The sequence below is a fragment of the Sphingobacterium endophyticum genome, assembly GCF_009733535.1.
Classification (GTDB): Bacteria; Bacteroidota; Bacteroidia; order Sphingobacteriales; family Sphingobacteriaceae; genus Sphingobacterium; species Sphingobacterium endophyticum.
Map to the genome: position 1 here is coordinate 97,170 of NZ_SMMI01000011.1, position 18,665 is coordinate 115,834.

Consider the following 18,665-nt stretch of genomic DNA (forward strand, 5'->3'; position numbering starts at 1 on the left):
AGGTTTAGTTGTTAAATATATGGAATTAAAACCAATTGCTATATGCAAATACGCCGGCAGTTCCGCCGGTATGAATAAATAATATAGGTTTGCCTTTTGGGAATTTTCCTTTTTTGATATCATGTACAAGGCCGGTAAATGCTTTTCCGGTATATACAGGGTCAAGGATAATACCCTCAGTTTTAGCCAGGTGTTTTATCGTTTTCAAAGTTTCTTCATTAGGTATGCCATAAGCTTCCCCAACATATTCATTACTTAACAAATAGTCATTTAGACTAGCAAATTGATTTTTCAAATGAAAAATATCCAATATTTGATTTGTAATGTCATGAGTTTCTCTAAGAAGAGGTTCTCTTTCATGCTGTACATTATATGCATGAATAAACATTTTCTTTTCCATAATCAGATAGCCTGCAACCAATCCTGCATGGGTACCGCCAGAACCACTCGCAAGTGCGATATGTTGAAAATCCAATCCCAATTCAGAAGCTTGGTTTTCTATTTGATAGGCAGCCCTTGCATACCCCAATCCACCAATGGTATTTGACCCTCCTACTGGAATGATGTAGACGGTCTCTCCTTCCGAAGCATAGTGTTTTGCTAAATTAGATATAAAGGTTGATGCAGTTCCATCATTAGGGATTTCATGTATATTGGCATCCACTATATTATCAAGGACAAGATTTCCATTTAGTTGATAACTTTCAGTATCCAATGGAACAGAATTCTTAAGAACAAGGTCCACTTCAAACCCCATCATTTTTGCAGTAATTGCCGTTAAGCGGGCATGGTTGGATTGTCTTGCCCCTACTGTTATGATCCGGTTTGCCCTTTGGGATTTGGCTTCAGCTAATAAAAATTCCAATTTTCTTAATTTATTTCCACCTGTCCCCAATTCGGAAAGGTCATCCCTTTTTATAAAAATTTCTGTATCTAATTCTTTACTCAAATGTCTGAGGTGCACTAAAGGAGTCTCCTGATTCATTAGGGAAATACGATTGTAACCATTTTTAATTAAAAGTGCATCGAAGGTTTGAATATCTTTCATAAAATAAAATTAGGAAATTAATAGTAGGAATTAAAAAGCTAAAATATTGGCATTTTTATGATATTTTTGGTAATATTGCGGTGAATCATATAATTATTTATCAATAAATGTCTCTTAATTTTAAGAATTTCATTAAGCAAGTAGATCAGCGTAATCCAAATGAGCCTGAATTTCTACAAGCAGTTACAGAGGTTGTAGAGGATTTAATTCCTTATATCGTAGAAAATAGAACTGATTTTGTTGATTTGAAGATACTTGAGCGAATGGTTGAGCCCGAGCGAGTGGTTTCATTCCGTGTAGCATGGTTAGACGATCAAAATCAAATTCAAGTAAACCGAGGCTATCGTGTTCAAATGAACTCAGCGATTGGTCCTTATAAAGGCGGCTTAAGGTTTGCACCCGATGTTAATCTTAGCATTTTGAAATTCCTAGCCTTTGAGCAGGTATTTAAAAATAGTTTGACAGGACTTCCAATTGGCGGAGGAAAAGGTGGTTCAGATTTTGATCCAAAAGGAAAATCAGACAATGAGATTATGCGTTTCTGCCAAAGTTTTATGACAGAGCTACAGCGACATATCGGATCTGAAACAGATGTTCCGGCAGGTGATATTGGAGTTGGAACAAGAGAAATAGGCTATTTATTTGGTCAGTATAAAAGATTACAGAATAATTTTTCAGGCGTATTAACAGGAAAAGGCACACAATGGGGCGGTTCTTATATTCGTCCTGAAGCAACTGGATATGGCTTACTATATTTTGTTCAATGTGTTTTAGATTATAACAACGAAACTATTGAAGGAAAAACGATCAGTATCTCCGGAGCTGGCAATGTTGCGTATTATGCAGCAGAAAAAGCAATTCAACTAGGAGCTAAAGTTATTACCCTTTCAAATAGTCAAGGAACCATCTATGATAAGGAAGGATTTACCTTAGAAAAGTTAACATTTATAGCAACTTTAGGTCGGGATTTGGCGAAATATGCTAAGAAATACAGTTCAGCAAGTTACCATGCAAAGGAAAATCCTTGGCAGTTTAAATGTGATATAGCATTACCATGTGCGACACAAAATGAGATCAATGAGGCTGATGCTAAAAAATTAGTAAAGAATGGATGTACAATAGTTGCTGAAGGTGCAAACATGCCATCTACGGCAGAGGCTATTAAAGTTTATCTTCAGGCTAAGATTCATTTCGGTCCTGGAAAAGCGGCAAATGCAGGCGGCGTTGCGGTATCAGGTTTAGAGATGTCACAAAATGCAATAGGACAACAATGGTCACATGAGAAGGTTGATCATCGGTTGAAGCTAATTATGGAGAATATTCATAAAACATGTGTAAGATTTGGTAAAGAACCTACAGGGTATGTAAATTACCTTAGAGGAGCTAACATTGGCGGTTTTATTAAAGTCGCAGAAGCAATGAAAGCACAAGGAGTCGTTTAGAATAGTAATAATTTATATTTTTGAAGTTCTGGTCTTAATTGACCAGAACTTTTTTATTTATTAACTGACATATTATGCGTGTTTTAGCAGAACTTCCACATCCAGATTGTAAGATTACAATCTTTGGCATGAATCAAAAATTCATTATTAAGTTTGAACAAGGAACTTTAGAGCAATCTTATAAAATTGCGGAAGTAGATGTAGTTGGAGGAGTTAATGGAGTCTTCGAAATGCTTGATGAAGAATTTTTAAAAAAGGTTTTGGACCTATTTTCTCAAATGAGATCAGCAATTATTGAAACTTACAACAAGTATCAATAATAGATTGAATTAAAATACATAAATACTTCATTTTTAATTTATTATAAAACACAAAAGGCTCAAACAAAATAAAATTTTGTTTGAGCCTTTTTTTTATTCATTCAGTTTAATCATTTTATAAAATATATGTTTATATAAACATCATAATTATCTGATTTACAATACACATATTGTTATGTACAAAATTTTATTTGGCAATAAGCTTCGCCAAATAATCCACGCCTACACTTGCTTTTTCGGAAATTTTTACGACTACCGGTGGCACATGATATTGTTCAGCATTCGGATCAATTAAAATTAATTTACAATCAGGTTTAGTTTCATATATAAGATTAGCCGCAGGATAAACTTGCAATGAAGTTCCAATAGTCACAAAGACATCAGCAGACTTGGCCAACTTGTATGCTTCATTCATCATAGGTACTGGTTCACCAAACCAAACAACATGAGGTCTAAGCTGTGAGCCCAATTCACAATTATCTCCCATATCAATCTTATCGCCCTCAATATCATAAATAAGATTTGGGTCAATTGAGGATTGAGATTTTCTGATTTGGCCATGTAGATGGATCACATTTTTACTCCCTGCACGCTCATGAAGGTCATCAATGTTTTGGGTTATAATGTGTACATCGAAATCTTTCTCTAACTCCGCTAATTTGTGATGTGCTTTATTAGGATTTGCAGCAAGGCAATCTGTACGCCTCTTGTTATAAAAACTTTGCACCAATTCAGGATTACGGCTCCATGTTTCGGGGGTTGCTACGTCTTCGATGCGATGACCTTCCCATAAACCGTCAGAACCTCTGAATGTGGGCAACCCACTTTCAACAGAAATTCCAGCGCCGGTGAATACAACAATTCTTTTCATAAAATATTGATTAAAAAAAATCGGCTTCATTAATAATGAAACCGATTATAAATATAAGAGTGAATATTATTTTACGAAATACCTGTGTTCTATAACTGTGGCCTCAGGCTGTTTTCCTTCAATAGCCTCTTTAATAGGGCAACTTCCAGTCACTCCTCTAAAGATTAAAGCACCTCCTAAAGTAATTCCAGAAAATGCTGTTATTGGGTTTTTAAATAATTTTTTAGCCCCCATACCCAGTATAAAACCACCGGCAATTACAGATAATATTCGTTCTGATGTTCCTACGTTTCCATACTCGCAAGATTCATCTAGTTTTTCCTTTACTTTGTCGATTGCAAAATTTAAAATACCGCTCATAATTTTCGAAATTTAATCCTTTACAATATAACGATTGAAAATATAAAATGTTTCCAGTTGGGTATAAATTTTGTGTTTAGACTAAGATATTTTGTAATTTCATTTAGAAAAGAAAAACATGCGGGTAAAAAAATATTCTGGAGAGTTGGTTCCATTTGATGAAACAGCGTTACGTCGTTCCTTAACTAGATCTGGAGCAAATGAAAATGAGGTTAATATGGTCTATGATACGATTAAAGGAAAAGTTTATGACGGAATATCAACGAAAGAGCTATATGAAATGGCATTTAATGCATTACGAGGAAAGAAAAACTCTTATGCAGCAAGATATAGTTTAAAAAAGGCACTTCGAGAATTGGGTCCTGAAGGTTTTTATTTTGAAAAATGGATTGCAAGACTATTTCAAGAAGATGGATATGAAGCAGTAACTGGTCAGACTGTTCAGGGACATTCAGTAAGTCATGAAATCGATGTAGTTGCAGTAAAGGGCGATGAAATGCTAGCGATTGAATGTAAGTTTCGAAATGATGCAGATGCGAAAGTTTCCGTAACAACGCCTATGTATTTTAAATCCCGAAAAGAAGATATTACAGGGATCTCTTATCACTTTTTTAATCAGGACAGGCAGTTTACTGATGGTTGGCTAGTTACCAATGCTTATTTAACTACAGATTCCATCGCATTTGGTGAATATTACGGGATGAATCTTTTATCATGGGATTATCCAAAATCAAGTTGTTTAAAATCAAGAGTTGATAGTAATGCTGAGTATCCTGTTACCTGCTTAACCAACCTAACAGAGCAGGATAAAGCCATGCTTCTTAAAAATCAAATTATTCTAGTGAAAGACCTTGTTAAATCACCGCAAGTCCTTGATAGAATCCAAATACCTAAAGATAAACAGAAAGTTTTACTGAACGAAGCTAGTGAATTAATTAACAGCCCTTTAGAACATGAGTAATAAATTTGTACGAGAAGAAATCAGTTTTCTAAAAGGAGCTCGAGGTCGCTGGAATGAGCTAAAATATGCTATTGGGGTTATATTCCAATTTATGAAAGGTTTCAGGACCCTACATTTTGTGGGACCCTGTGTCACAGTTTTTGGTTCTGCCCGGTTTGGAGAGGATCATCCATATTACATAAAAGCGAGGGAAATTTCTGCAAGATTAGCAGAAATGGGATTTACCATTATGACCGGTGGTGGACCGGGAATTATGGAAGCTGCTAATAGAGGGGCCAAAGATGTCAATGGCTATTCCGTTGGTTGCAATATTGTATTGCCTCATGAACAAAAGCATAATCCATACATGGATAAATTTGTGAATATTGACTATTTCTTTGTCCGGAAGGAATTATTAAGAAAATATTCTTTTGCTTTCGTAATTATGCCGGGCGGATTTGGCACTTTAGATGAATTTTTTGAAACACTAACGCTCATTCAAACAAAGAAAATATCACAGTTTCCTATCGTTATTATGGGAATGGAATATCATAAAAATATTCATGAACATGTGGATTTAATGATCTCTGAAGGAACAATCAGCCCTGAAGATCAAGATCTATTGTTATTTACAGATAATATTGATGAAGCAGCGACTCATATCGCTAAATACGCTGACACTAATAAAATTATTAAACTTCAAGAGCCTAAACCAAGTTGGATACTTGGAGAGAAAAAGGCGATTTAGTATTTAGTAGTTAGTAGTTAGACAAAAGACAAAAGACAAAAGACATAAGACATAAGAGCCTGGATAGTTGGACATAGATAATTGGGTGAGAATATTGTTTAATTATAGTAGTTGTATATTAGGCTGTTAGGTTTGTTTGGATGAAGGATGGATTTATATATTTGTTTGTGCTCTGTTACTGGTTATGATATTATGGAATTTAATTCGGTTTCTTGAAATAATAGGGATCATTATAGTTTTTGTTTTTTTGAATATAGGCTATTCCAGCTTTCATATCTATTATCCAATTGAACCGATGGATTAGATCGGCTCCGATGTAACTGTTTGCTTGGTTTTTTATTTCTCCTGTAAAAATGTTTACTGGTACATGCTCAAACATAAACTGATCAATTTCAATTTTTGGCATCAGGGATATTAAATTGTTGATCTTTTGACCAGCTGAATTTGACATTGTGGTTTTGTTCAGAACTTTTAAGGTGTTTTCCAAGTTGTGCTGATCTGCAAAATTATTGCTATATAATAAAGCTCCAGAGAAGCCTGACTGCAATAGGAAGTCGGAAGGTATGGTTTGATTTCCTAATATGGTTTTAATGCTGATAAATAATTGGCCCCTTTTAATGGATAATGGTATTTGAATAAAGTCGGAAGTTGTAGGCAGCTTATCAAATAATTCAAATTGTGATTGGTCGTAATTTATTTTAAATATTTTGCCTTTCATAAGTTGGATACCAATCTTTCCGTCGGATTCATATCCAGAAAATTCATTATTCCAAATCCATATACTGTCTATTGTAGTATTTGCCACCTGAATCCTATTAACCTTTGAAAGTCCTTCAGCAAATTCCGTTGTGTCAAATTGAACAGAATTTACTTTATTGATCCGGACAGGAGAAAGTGAAGCTTCATTCATCGCGATCTGGAACATTAAATTGGCACTGTCCTTTTCGTTAATTAATGCTTTTACAATGATGTTGTAATGATTATTCAACTTGAAAGGAATAATTTCCTGAGCATTTAACGCCGAAACATATAAAACTATATTTAGGATTAATGAAATGGTTATTCTAAGCATGATAAATTTTCTACAATTCTACTGGGAAGTAAACTTTTCCGTATTTATTTAAATCTTCTATTTCTGGTTTTTTTTCGAAGATTCCGAAAACAGAAGATCCTGAACCGCTCATTGAAGCGTAAATAGCTCCTTTTTCATAAAGTTTAGCTTTAATATCAGCAATTAGTGGATATTTTTCAAACAAGGAGATTTCAAAATCATTTTTAATATGATATTTCCAATCTTGGATGGGTAATTTAATTGCTTCACGTAAATCAATTTTCGGAATCATAGGACTGACATTGGAATAAGCTTCAGCAGTAGAAATGTGAATTTCCGGTTTAATAATAATGATTATATAATCTTCTAAGTTTACCTGAATATCGGTAAGTTCAGTTCCGGTCCCTTGAGCGTACATGGGTTTATTGTCTATAAAAAAAGGGCAATCTGCGCCTAATTTTGCCGCATAATCTTTAAGTTGATCATTATTTATACCAAGCTGAAAGAAGTTATTGAGCAGCTGCAATGTAGCGCTTGCATCAGAAGATCCACCACCAAGTCCTGCTCCAATCGGAATATTTTTCAATAAATGAATAGATACAGGTTTAATTGGATGGTCTTTTTCCAATATTTTAAAAGCTTTTATACATAAATTTTGATGATCAGCAGATAGATCTGAGTTACTGATCCTCATCTCCAATGTATCATGAGGTGTAATTTCTACCACGTCATAGAGCTTTACTGGATAAAAGATTGTTTCCAGGTCATGATACCCATCTGGTCTTTTCCTTCGGATATGTAATCCGAGGTTAATTTTTGCGTTTGCAAATTTCAGCATATACAAATTAAATGATTTTCCATTAAGTAGCCAATGACTATTTAAGGTTCCTCAATCCTTTTATTATATTTGACGAAGGAAGATTATGAAGCAAATAAATTTTTATTTATTTATTATAGTGGCAATATGTCAACATACCTTGGGATATGGCCAGAACATTCCACGTGTAGGCTCACCATTTGTTCAACAATATAATAAGACTACTTATAAAGCAGGAAATCAGAACTGGGGATTAGCGGTAAGCTCTGATGGAATAATTTATTCTGCAAATACTGAAGGCTTATTAAGTTTCGATGGTCAAGAGTGGACCTTATTTAGAATGAAGAATTACGCAGGATTAAGGAGCGTAAATATAGATGGAACAGGAAGGATTTTGGTTGGAGGCGCAGGTGAATTTGGCTATTGGGAAAGATCTTTATACGGAAAAATGGAATATACCAGCCTAACGGGTCTGGTTAAGGATAAACAAGCGCTGAAGAACGAAGAGATCTGGAGGATCATCATAGACGGTGAAAAGATTTATTTCCATACATTTTCCAAAAGTTACCTCTATCATCAAAATGAAATTACAACCATCACGGCAAATGGCGAGCCCTTTCTTTTTGGATTTCAAGTCAATGGAAGGTTGTTTTTTGAACAAATTCCGTCAGGTTTACATGAGTTAAAATCTAATAGTCTCTCTCCTATTAAAGATTTAAGTAAATTATTAGGTTCTAACATATTAACTATGCTTCCTTATAGTTCTACTGAAGTTATAATCGGTACGGATAAGAATGGATTGTTTAAGTTAAATAGTGACGGTAGTATTGTGCCATGGGAAACTGAAGCACAGGAGTATTTAAAGAAATCCCAGATTAACAATGGCGTTAAATTGTTTGGGAATCAATATGCATTTGGAACCATTCAGAATGGGGTTTTCATCATCAACCAAAATGGACAGATTGTACAGCATATTAATAAAAACAATGGACTTCAGAACAATACAGTATTAAGTTTGGCAGTTGACAAGCAATCAAATTTATGGGTAGGATTAGATAATGGAATAGATAGAATTGACATTAATAGCCCCTTATATTATTATTCAGACTTAACTGGGCATATTGGAACAGTATATAGTTCGATAATTTATAAAGACAAGATCTATTTAGGCACAAATCAGGGTTTATTTGTAAGTGATTGGCAGGGCATCGATACCTATAAGTCATTAAATTTTAAAATAGTACCAAATTCTCAAGGTCAGGTATGGAAACTAGAGAATATATCTGGGAGTCTAATTTGCGGCCATAATAATGGGACTTTTATTGTAGAACCATCAGGAATGCGGCGGATTTCTACAGTTACGGGAGCCTGGGGATTTCTTGCTGTCCAAAATAGTAATTATTGGTTACAGACTAACTATACAGGTGTAGGCCTGATGCAAGATGGAGATTCCCCGACTTTCATTAAGCAATTCTCCTATAAAAAGGATCCAATCCGCCATGCGATGCAAATTTCTGGAAATGATTTTTGGCTAAGCAACAATCAAAATGTATTCAGTTTCAAGCTATCTACAGATTTCAGAGAGGCATTAGACTTTAAGCTGGAGACAAATGGCTTACCTAAAGACACAAAATTATATGGGATCTATAATGTAGCCAACAATATAGTTTTTGCGAGTGATTCAGGATTCTATTTATATGATAACATTTTAAGGTCTTTTAAACCCTATGAGGAATTAAATAAACAATTAGCGTCTTTTTCTACAGCAAACAAAATTATTCCAATAAAGAATAATGCATATTGGTTTATAAAAAAATCACATTTAGCGAAAATACAATTTCTAACAGACGGTAAATTAAAGATAGACTCGAGTTCATGGAATTCATTAAAAGGCAGGATGATGAATGATTATGAGCAGATATTGAATGTTGATGAGAATTTATCCTTAATTGGCCTTGACAATGGATTCGCTATTTATTTTAACCACTATCCGGTCCAACAAAATTTACCCAAGCCAATCATAACCCATATTTGGAATACAACTTCAGACCCCTATTCCATTTATGATAATTTAGAGGTACCTAATAACGAGAATAATATTCGTATTTCATTTGCATCACCCTGGTATTCTTCAGCACCGTTAAAATATCAGTATTATCTTGATGGTTATACAGAAGGTTGGTCAAATTGGGATGAAATTTCATTTAAGGATTTCACAAACCTACCCTTTGGGAATTACATATTTCAAGTTCGATCAGTCACACCAAATGGAATTCAATCCGAAATAACTTCGGTTTCCTTTAAAATATTGCCACCATGGTATTTTAGTTGGGTTGCAATTCTCTCCTACATCATTCTTCTTGGATTGATTATTTATTTAGGTAAGAGATGGTACGAAGAGAGATTATTAGATCACCAGAGGAGATTGAAGAAAAAATTATTACAAGAGCAGGAAGACCATTTGGCAAAAGAAGCAGAGGCAAACGAGAAAAAGTTGATTTCATTAAAAAACATACAATTATTGCAGGAATTAGAGAATAAAAATCGAGAGCTTGCAAATGCTGCAATGAATATTGTCTATAAAAATGAGATGCTGAATAATCTTCATCATGAATTAACTAATTTAAATGATTCTAATGGTAACAAATTGAGCCATGAGCAGTTACGTAAAGTAAGTAAACTAATTGATGAAGCGCATAGTGATGACAGAGACTGGGATTTATTTGAGAAAAGTTTTAATGAAGCCCATGAGAACTTTTTCAAAAAATTAAAGTCAGAATATCCTGAACTGGTTCCTAACGACCTAAAACTTTGTGCATATTTAAGATTAAATATGTCAAGTAAAGAAATAGCCTCCCTATTGAATATCAGTACCCGTGGGGTTGAAATTAGACGCTATCGATTACGGAAAAAATTGAATTTACCCACCAGTAAAAACTTAACAGAATTTCTTTTAGAATTATAAAAATCTCTTTTATTTTTTGATAATTCTAGTCAATAAAATGATATAAGTACCTACTTACTTTGCTAAAACCTGATGTACTTTTTGCTTAAAATTTGCTAAAATTTTAAATTTAATTTAGAATTTCTGAAGGATTTTACCCCATATTTTTACTTAATACTACTACAACACTACATCATGATGGTTAATATTATTATGTGTATTTGATACACTTAGTAGTTGAATTTGTAAGGAATATAAAAGATATATAATATTACATTTCAGATAATTAACAATTATTTAATATAAGTTTGAGCAAGTAAATAATAAGTGTAGTAGTAATGTAGATATGGTAAATTTCTATTCCAAACTAATACATCACATATTTGTTAAGTGAATAAACACTTTTTATTACTTAACTAAACATTATTTACTCAATTAAACCATTGTTATATGAGGAAGTTATTTACACTGACCTTTGTTTTCCTACTCAGCTTTAGCTGGCTATATGGACAAAACAAGACCGTTACTGGGACGGTTAAAGATAGTCAGAGCATGATTGGACTACCTGGAGTTTCCGTTACGATTAAAGGAAATTCAGGAGGCACCCAGACGGACGAGGCAGGCCGTTATACCTTAGAGGCTGCCCCTACCGATTCATTAGTATTTTCATTTGTTGGATATGTATCACAATCAATTGTAGTTGGCGATAAATCTCAGATCAATGTATTTATGGACGATGAGAATATGGCACTGGAGGAGGTTGTTGTAGTAGGATACGGTACGCAGAAGAAGGTTGACTTAACAGGAGCCATCGGAAGTGTGAAAGCTGCAGAGATTGTAAAACAACCGGCCATGTCGGCAATGCAATCTATCCAAGGTAAGGTTGCGGGTTTAAATGTAACTGCATCCGAAGCTCCCGGCTCTACTCCGCAAGTGACCATTCGTGGTCTTGGAACTGCACTTGGAGGGAGAAATCCATTATATATTGTAGATGGATTTCCAACTGACAACTTAAATAGTATAAATCCATCTGACATTGAATCCATTGATGTTTTAAAAGATGCCTCATCAGCCTCTATCTATGGAGTTCGTGCTGCAAATGGTGTCATCATGGTTACCACCAAAAAAGGTAAAGTTGGAAATGTAAAAATTGGATATGAAGGTTATGTTGGCATGAAAAACATGTTAAACCAAGTAAAGATGGCTAATGCATCCCAGTATATTCAATATTACAACGAAAACATTGAAGGAATTGGAAGAGGTACTCTGTTAAAGCCGAACCAAGCGAATAACACCGATTGGTTTGATGAAATCCTTCAAAATGGTACGGTTTATAACAATGCAATTAATATTTCAGGAGGTTCTGAAATCGTTGACTACTTTGTGAGTGTAAATAATTTTACTGAAAACGGGATTATTGATGGATCAAAATTCGTTCGTAATACAATTCGCAACAACAATACCTACAAATTTTTGGACAACAAGCTTAAATTTTCACAGAATTTAAATTTGTCATTCAATAAATCTACGCCAAAACCATTTGGAGCATTCAATGACGCTTATCGTCAAACGCCACTTGCTCCAGTCATGTTTGATAATGGACGATATGGAACTTCAATTTATAATTCAAGTACAGGTATCGCTGGTTATCAAACAGCAGCAGGAGAAACCACAGGTAATTTAAACTCAATAGGTAATCCTGTTTACGCTATTCAACGTGCGAATGAACTGTTAAACTCTACACGTATTCAAGGAGGAATTGAAGGAGAATATCAAATTTTTGATTTCTTAAAAATCAATTCTAGAATTGGTGGTACGAAGATTTTTTCTAATTCAAGAACATTTACAGATATCAAAGATGCTTGGTTAAACGGTAATCCATTACGTACAGACCAAGAATTTCAAGATTTAAAAGATAAAAATCCAAATGTTGTTGGGTATGCAAATAATAGTTTAAACTACAGAAAAAATGAGGATTTCAGATGGCAGTGGGAAACTTTCTTATCATTCGACAAGAACTTTAACGGCCATCAAATCAATGCAGTAGCAGGATTTTCAAGGGAGAAATCTGGGATTTCGAATATGTTATCAGGCACGGGATATGACCTACCTGTTTTAGAGCAGTATTGGAATTTAGATATGGCATCTGCCGATTATACTAAGGTTGTGAACCAAACATATTACACGCCAAGAGCATTGGCATCCTATTTTGGAAGGGTCCAATACAATTACAACAGCAAATATTATGCAACAGCAACTATTCGCCGGGATGGATCAAGCGTATTCCGCAATACAGGTGAATATTTTGCCACCTTCCCTTCTTTTGGATTAGGATGGACGATTTCCAATGAGGATTTCATGAAAGATAATACCGTATTAAATTTCTTGAAATTAAGGGCAAACTGGGGTGTTTTAGGAAATCAAGACATTCCATTGAATGTATCTCAATTATTGACAGCTGAAGGAAGTTCAAATTACAATTATGTATTTGGTCCAGGGCAAGATTTAGTTTTGGGAGCAGCCTTTGGCAGTCCTGCATTACCAGTAAGATGGGAAAAAACCCAAGAAACAGGAGTTGGATTAGACTTTGAAATGTTCGATAGAAAATTATCAGGTTCAGTTGATTATTACAATAAGTTAAACACCAATGTTTTAATGAATGTACAGCCGATTTTGAACTCTGCTTTTGCAAATAATTTTTATGATCATGGCGGCAAAGTACGTAACAATGGTGTGGAAGTAATCTTAAACTGGAAGAATTCAGTTTCAGAAGATTTTAATTATAACATAGGAGTTAACTATGCTTATAATCACAATGAATTAACCGATGTTAAACCTGCCTATGACGGAGCTATAGGCGGAAGTTTGTCAAATGGTCAAATCACTAAACAAATCAAGCAAGGACAGCCATTATATGGATGGTGGATGTGGGAAGCAGACGGTGTTTGGCAAAACCAAGATGAGATTACTAGCGGTGCAAAATATGGAACACCACGACCAGGCCATTTACGTTACAAAGATCAAAATGCCGATGGGGTAATTGATAACAGAGATAAAGTTTTCTTTGGTTCATATATGCCGACATCAACCTATGGAGTCAATTTAGGAATCAACTATAAAGCGATCGATTTCTCATTGTCAGGATATGGAGTAGCTGGTAACAAAATTTATAATGCATTAAAAGGCACCAGAATTAATGGTGGTGAAAATATTACGGAAGATACTTTCAATAACAGATGGATATCATCAAATGGTTCAAATGTAAATCCTGGGGCAGATAGAGATTCATATGCTTCAAGTTATTATTTAGAATCAGGTAATTATTTCCGTATCAATAACATCACCTTAGGGTATACTTTCAAGAAATTATATAACTCTACATCTAATATGAGATTGTATTTCACTGCTCAAAATCCATTTATGTTTACGAAATATTCAGGATTTTCACCTGAGATCGCAAGTGATGGAAATCCAGCATTGACCTCAGGTATCGAGCTTTCAGCCTACCCGACTACAAGGAACTTCTTATTTGGTGTTAATGTACAGTTCTAATCAATTAATTACGACAAACATGAAATTTAGAAATTTAAATATAGCATTATTAATGGCTGCCGGACTGATGGTTAGCAGCTGTGCAAAGGATTTTTTGGATGTTCCATCGAATGAAATCATTGAAGCAGGAGATAGTGAGGAAAACTACTCACCAGAGGTTTTAGTTAACGGGATTTATGGAATGTTTACTGATTGGAATTATGGATTTTCATTTTTAGGCATTACTGAAATCATTTCAGACAATTCAGAAAAGGGTTCTTCTCCTACTGATACCGGAAGTGATAAAGACATTTTGGATAATCTTACTTATACTTCGACTGCAGGATCTTTTGCAGCATTATGGGAACAATGGTATAAATCAATAGGTCGAGCTACCAATGCCATAGAATATACAGAAAACTATGGTTTAACAGATGAGGCATTGAAGAACAGGTATATTGGAGAAGCTCGATTTTTAAGAGCACTCAATTATTTTTGGTTAGTTCGTGGTTGGGGTGATATTCCAATTCAAGAGCAAGACTTAATAAAAAGAGTACCTCAGGCTGAAGTTTATGATTATATCGAGGCAGACTTACAATTTGCAATAGATCATTTGCCTGCAAAATCAAAATATGCGGCTAAAGATTTAGGAAGAGCTACCAAAGGTGCAGCTCAAGCCTTACTTGCCAAAGTACATTTATATCAAGGTCAGTGGCAACAAGCTTATGACCTTTCCCAAGCAGTAATTAGTTCCGGCGAATATAGTCTTGAACCCAACTATGAAAAGATCTGGAGGTTAGAAGGCGAAAATGGCTCAGAATCTATATTTGAGATTCAGGCAAGAGGCTCTTCGATAGCTCACGGGATTCAACAATATTCACAAACTCAAGGCCCACGTGGTGGTTCTGCGGGAATTGGTTGGGGATTTAACACGCCATCTCAAAATTTAGTTGATGCTTTTAATGCGGAAAAGGATGAGATCAGAAGAGATGCGACCATTATTTTCAGGAATGAAGTTATGTATGACGGATTAAAAATCGGTAATACAGAGAACGAAATGTATAATGAGAAAGCCTATTCTTCGGCCAATGGCGGTGCAGGAGATACGGATAAAAACCTTAGATACATGCGTTTGGGGGAGATTTACTTAATAAAAGCTGAGGCAGCAAATGAGCTTGGAAATACTAATGAAGCGTTAACTGCATTAAATGCAATTCGTACTCGTGTTAAATTAGCAAATACTACAGCTTCAGGTCAAGCAAATATCCGCCTAGCAATCTGGAAAGAACGCAGGCTAGAACTTGCTATGGAGCACGATCGCTGGTTTGATTTGGTAAGAACAAAACAGGCAGAGAACGCCATGAAAGCTGCAGGCAAGCCATTTGAATCGAAGCATTATCTTTACCCAATACCAGATAATCAATTGATTCAAACACCTGAAATGACACAAAATACTGGCTGGTAAATTTTCATACAATTAGAGGGAAGATCTTCTGGTCTTCCCTTTTCATTAAGATTTAGTATGAGGCATTCTATATTCATTCTTATTACTGTATTTCTGATTGGTTGTTCAAAATCGAGCGACCCCACTCCTGGTCAAGGATCTAATTTTTCTGTAGAATCAATTTCAATAGGCAATAAAGATTTAGGAACAAACCCCAAGGGAATTGACTTGCATCCGGAATTTATATTATCGTTTGATGAGTCGGTTATCGAGCAGGATTTGAGTTCTAGTATTCAGATATTAAATGCTGAAAAGAGTACCGTATTAAGCAGCATTAAATTAATGGATAATGGAAAGAAAATTTCCATTAAGCCGGTTCAACCCTTAACATCCTTATCGAAGTTTGAAATCTTCATTAAGAATACATTGAAGGGAAACCTCAATAAAACATTGAACAAACAATATAATCTTGCCTTCACTACGGCATATGATCCAAAGGATAAATTTAAACGTATTAGTGAAGATGAATTATTAACATTGGTTCAAAAGCAAACGTTCAGTTATTTTTGGGACTTTGCACATCCTGCATCCGGGATGATCAGGGAGCGGAATACTTCGACAGAAACTGTAACAACTGGTGGTACCGGATTTGGGTTGATGGCGATTGTTACTGGTATTCATAGAAATTTTATAAGCAGGACTGCAGGACTAGAACGCACAAAGAAGATAGTAGCATTTTTAAAGAGTTCAGATCGATATCATGGAGCATTTTCACATTGGTATAATGGATCAACTGGTAAAACACAACCTTTCAGCAATAAAGATGATGGGGCAGATTTAGTAGAAACCTCTTTGTTATTTCAAGGTTTACTGGTATCCAGAGAATACTTTCAAGATCTAGAATTAAGCAAAGACATTAACGCACTGTTCAACGCCGTAGAATGGAATTTCTTTCAAAATGGTCAAGAGGTATTGTATTGGCATTGGAGTCCAGTTCATGGTTGGGATATGAATTTGAAAATCCAAGGATGGAATGAATCTTTAATAACCTACGTTTTAGGGGCAGGTTCTACGAATTTTGCGATAAATAAAAAAGTTTATGATGAGGGATGGGCTAAAAATGGAGCAATTAAGAATGGTAAGACATTTTATAATTTAAGTTTACCACTTGGACCTGACCTTGGCGGTCCCCTATTTACTGCACAATATAGTTTTCTAGGAATTAATCCAAATGGTTTAAAAGATTCTTATGCTGACTATGAGTTACAAGTAAAAAATCAAACCTTAATTAACAGAGCTTATTGCATTTCAAATCCAAATGGTTTTTATGGATATTCTGAGACTAATTGGGGGTTGACAGCAGGAGATATTCCTACAGGATATGGTGCTCAATCAGCCAATAACGATATTGGGGTTATTTCTCCTACAGCAGCACTTTCATCTATGGCATTTACGCCAAAAGAGTCTAAAGAAGCTTTAAATTTCTTCTACTATATCCTTGGGGATAAGTTATGGGGTAAATATGGTTTTAAGGATGGTTTTTCATTAGATGAAGCTTGGTTTGCTGACAGTTATATTGCGATTGATCAAGGTCCTATTATTATTTCTATAGAAAATCATAGAAGTCAGTTAATTTGGAATCTATTAATGAAAAGTCCAGAAGTAAAAAATGGATTAAAAAAACTGGGATTTAGTTCCCCAAATATTTAAGATAACATGAAGATACGTTCACTAACAATTGGTTTATTACTAAGTATGGCAGGATTACAAGCTTGTCAAAATTCACAAAAGACTGACAATAGCAAGGATAGTTTATCGGTAGACAGCATTTCCTTGTCCAATGATTCTTTGATGAATAAAATCCAACAACAAACTTTTCAATATTTTTGGGAAGGTGCTGAACCAAATTCAGGATTAGCAAGGGAACGAATCCATATAGATGGGGAATATCCACAAAATGACCAAAATGTTGTTACTACCGGAGGAAGTGGTTTTGGTATTATGGGGATCGTTGTTGGGATGGAAAGAGGATATATTTCAAAAAAAGATGGTGAATCTCGTTTAAATCATATTATGGATTATTTAGCTAAAATCCCTAGGTTCAAAGGAGCATGGTCACATTGGTATTTTGGGGATTCAGGCAAAGTTAAAGCATTCAGTGAGAAAGATAATGGTGGTGATTTGGTTGAAACGGCATTTTTGACACAATCCTTAATTGTGGTTCGTGAGTATTTCAAGAATGGTTCGAATTTACAAAAGGAAATAGCTAAAAAGGCAGATGATCTTTGGCGTGAGATTGATTGGAATCATTATACTAATGGGAAGAACGTGTTATTGTGGCACTGGAGTCCAAGTCATGATTTTGGTATGAACCATCCTATCCAAGGCTATGATGAATGTTTGATTACTTATGTATTAGCAGCCTCCTCACCCACACACCCAATTGATACCGCAGTCTATAATCAGGGTTGGGCAAGGAATGGAAAGATTAAATCAGACCTTAAAAAATTAAATATTCCAATAGGTATCAAGCACAACGCAAAGGAAGGTCAAGTTGGTCCCTTATTCTGGGCTCATTATTCTTTTATGGGGCTCAATCCAACAGGTTTAAAAGATGCTTATGTTAATTATGGCGATGTCGTGGAAAATCATGCGCGCATTAATATTGCTTATGCTGAAGAGAATCCACATAGTTACAAAGGTTATGGTGCGGAGAAAGGTTGGGGATTGACAGCATCCTACTCCATTACAGGTTATGATGCTCATCATCCTGACAATGATAAATCAGTAATTAGCCCTACTGCAGCATTATCATCTACTCCATATACACCTAAAGAGAGTTTAGCATTTGCAAGATATCTATTTACGCATTTAGGGGATAAAGTTTGGGGAAAATATGGTTTTTATGATGCTTATAGTGAAACTGAAAATTGGTATCCACAAAGATATTTAGCCATAGATCAGGGGCCAATAGTTGTCATGATGGAGAACTATAGGTCAGGATTAATTTGGAACTTGTTTATGAATGCTCCAGAAATACAGGAAGGTTTAAAAAAATTAGGATTTGAAAGTCCAAATATAAAGTAATTGGTTGGTTAGAATTTGCTCAGCCCTATTTTAGGGTTGAGCATTTCAATGATTTTGAAGGG

At 34.9% G+C, this 18,665-nt stretch carries 14 protein-coding genes; 9 read left to right on the forward strand and 5 right to left on the reverse strand.

Annotation, left to right across the window (positions count from 1 at the left end; genetic code table 11):
• Nucleotides 1-25 precede the first annotated feature (25 nt).
• Nucleotides 26-1,048: a D-cysteine desulfhydrase family protein gene (locus tag E0Y80_RS14240; RefSeq protein ID WP_156308341.1), complete on the reverse strand. Its 1,023-nt coding sequence runs from the start codon at nt 1,046-1,048 to the stop codon at nt 26-28.
• A 107-nt stretch (nt 1,049-1,155) separates the two neighbouring features.
• Between E0Y80_RS14240 and gdhA the strand changes: the two genes are divergently transcribed.
• Nucleotides 1,156-2,490, forward strand: coding sequence for an NADP-specific glutamate dehydrogenase (gene gdhA, locus E0Y80_RS14245; protein ID WP_156308342.1), 1,335 nt, complete (start codon nt 1,156-1,158; stop codon nt 2,488-2,490).
• A gap of 74 nt (nt 2,491-2,564) precedes the next feature.
• A complete protein-coding gene (locus E0Y80_RS14250) occupies nt 2,565-2,810 on the forward strand; it encodes a hypothetical protein (RefSeq protein ID WP_156308343.1) in 246 nt (81 codons plus the stop codon).
• A 187-nt stretch (nt 2,811-2,997) separates the two neighbouring features.
• Here E0Y80_RS14250 and E0Y80_RS14255 read toward each other — a convergent pair whose 3' ends face one another.
• A complete protein-coding gene (locus tag E0Y80_RS14255) occupies nt 2,998-3,681 on the reverse strand; it encodes an SIR2 family NAD-dependent protein deacylase (RefSeq protein ID WP_156308344.1) in 684 nt (227 codons plus the stop codon).
• Nucleotides 3,682-3,747: 66 nt separating this feature from the next.
• Nucleotides 3,748-4,041 carry a YgaP family membrane protein gene (locus E0Y80_RS14260; protein WP_156308345.1) on the reverse strand — a complete coding sequence of 98 codons (294 nt, stop codon included), beginning with the start codon at nt 4,039-4,041 and terminating at the stop codon, nt 3,748-3,750.
• 118 nt (nt 4,042-4,159) lie between these two features.
• Here E0Y80_RS14260 and E0Y80_RS14265 point away from each other — a divergent pair, with 118 nt between their 5' ends.
• Both E0Y80_RS14265 and E0Y80_RS14270 read left to right on the forward strand, forming a co-directional pair.
• On the forward strand, nt 4,160-5,002 hold the full coding sequence (locus tag E0Y80_RS14265) for an ATP cone domain-containing protein (RefSeq protein WP_156308346.1): 843 nt from the start codon (nt 4,160-4,162) through the stop codon (nt 5,000-5,002).
• Nucleotides 4,995-5,729 (forward strand): LOG family protein, encoded by a 735-nt coding sequence (locus tag E0Y80_RS14270; protein WP_156308347.1) that lies wholly within the window; start codon nt 4,995-4,997, stop codon nt 5,727-5,729. The genes E0Y80_RS14265 and E0Y80_RS14270 overlap by 8 nt, the downstream gene beginning before the upstream one ends.
• 199 nt (nt 5,730-5,928) lie before the next feature.
• Here the strand turns inward: E0Y80_RS14270 and E0Y80_RS14275 are convergent, their stop codons facing one another.
• Both E0Y80_RS14275 and ispE read right to left on the reverse strand, forming a co-directional pair.
• The gene (locus E0Y80_RS14275) at nt 5,929-6,801 is read right to left on the reverse strand and encodes a hypothetical protein (protein WP_156308348.1); all 873 of its coding nucleotides are present in this window, start codon (nt 6,799-6,801) and stop codon (nt 5,929-5,931) included.
• 10 nt (nt 6,802-6,811) lie between these two features.
• Nucleotides 6,812-7,618: a 4-(cytidine 5'-diphospho)-2-C-methyl-D-erythritol kinase gene (ispE, locus tag E0Y80_RS14280; protein WP_156308349.1), complete on the reverse strand. Its 807-nt coding sequence runs from the start codon at nt 7,616-7,618 to the stop codon at nt 6,812-6,814.
• 85 nt (nt 7,619-7,703) lie between these two features.
• On the opposite strand from ispE, the gene E0Y80_RS14285 reads away from it, so the two are divergent.
• The 5 genes from E0Y80_RS14285 (at nt 7,704) to E0Y80_RS14305 (ending at nt 18,603) form a co-directional block, all read left to right on the forward strand.
• Complete coding sequence (locus E0Y80_RS14285; RefSeq protein ID WP_156308350.1) at nt 7,704-10,562, forward strand: triple tyrosine motif-containing protein; 2,859 nt, start codon at nt 7,704-7,706, stop codon at nt 10,560-10,562.
• A gap of 429 nt (nt 10,563-10,991) precedes the next feature.
• Complete coding sequence (locus E0Y80_RS14290) at nt 10,992-14,093, forward strand: SusC/RagA family TonB-linked outer membrane protein (protein ID WP_156308351.1); 3,102 nt, start codon at nt 10,992-10,994, stop codon at nt 14,091-14,093.
• A gap of 19 nt (nt 14,094-14,112) precedes the next feature.
• Entirely contained in the window at nt 14,113-15,537 is a 1,425-nt protein-coding gene (locus tag E0Y80_RS14295; protein WP_156308352.1) for a RagB/SusD family nutrient uptake outer membrane protein, read from the forward strand.
• Between the two features lie 57 nt (nt 15,538-15,594).
• Nucleotides 15,595-17,226 (forward strand): glucoamylase family protein, encoded by a 1,632-nt coding sequence (locus tag E0Y80_RS14300; RefSeq protein ID WP_156308353.1) that lies wholly within the window; start codon nt 15,595-15,597, stop codon nt 17,224-17,226.
• Nucleotides 17,227-17,232: 6 nt separating this feature from the next.
• Complete coding sequence (locus E0Y80_RS14305) at nt 17,233-18,603, forward strand: glucoamylase family protein (RefSeq protein ID WP_156308354.1); 1,371 nt, start codon at nt 17,233-17,235, stop codon at nt 18,601-18,603.
• The last annotated feature ends 62 nt before the right edge of the window (nt 18,604-18,665 follow it).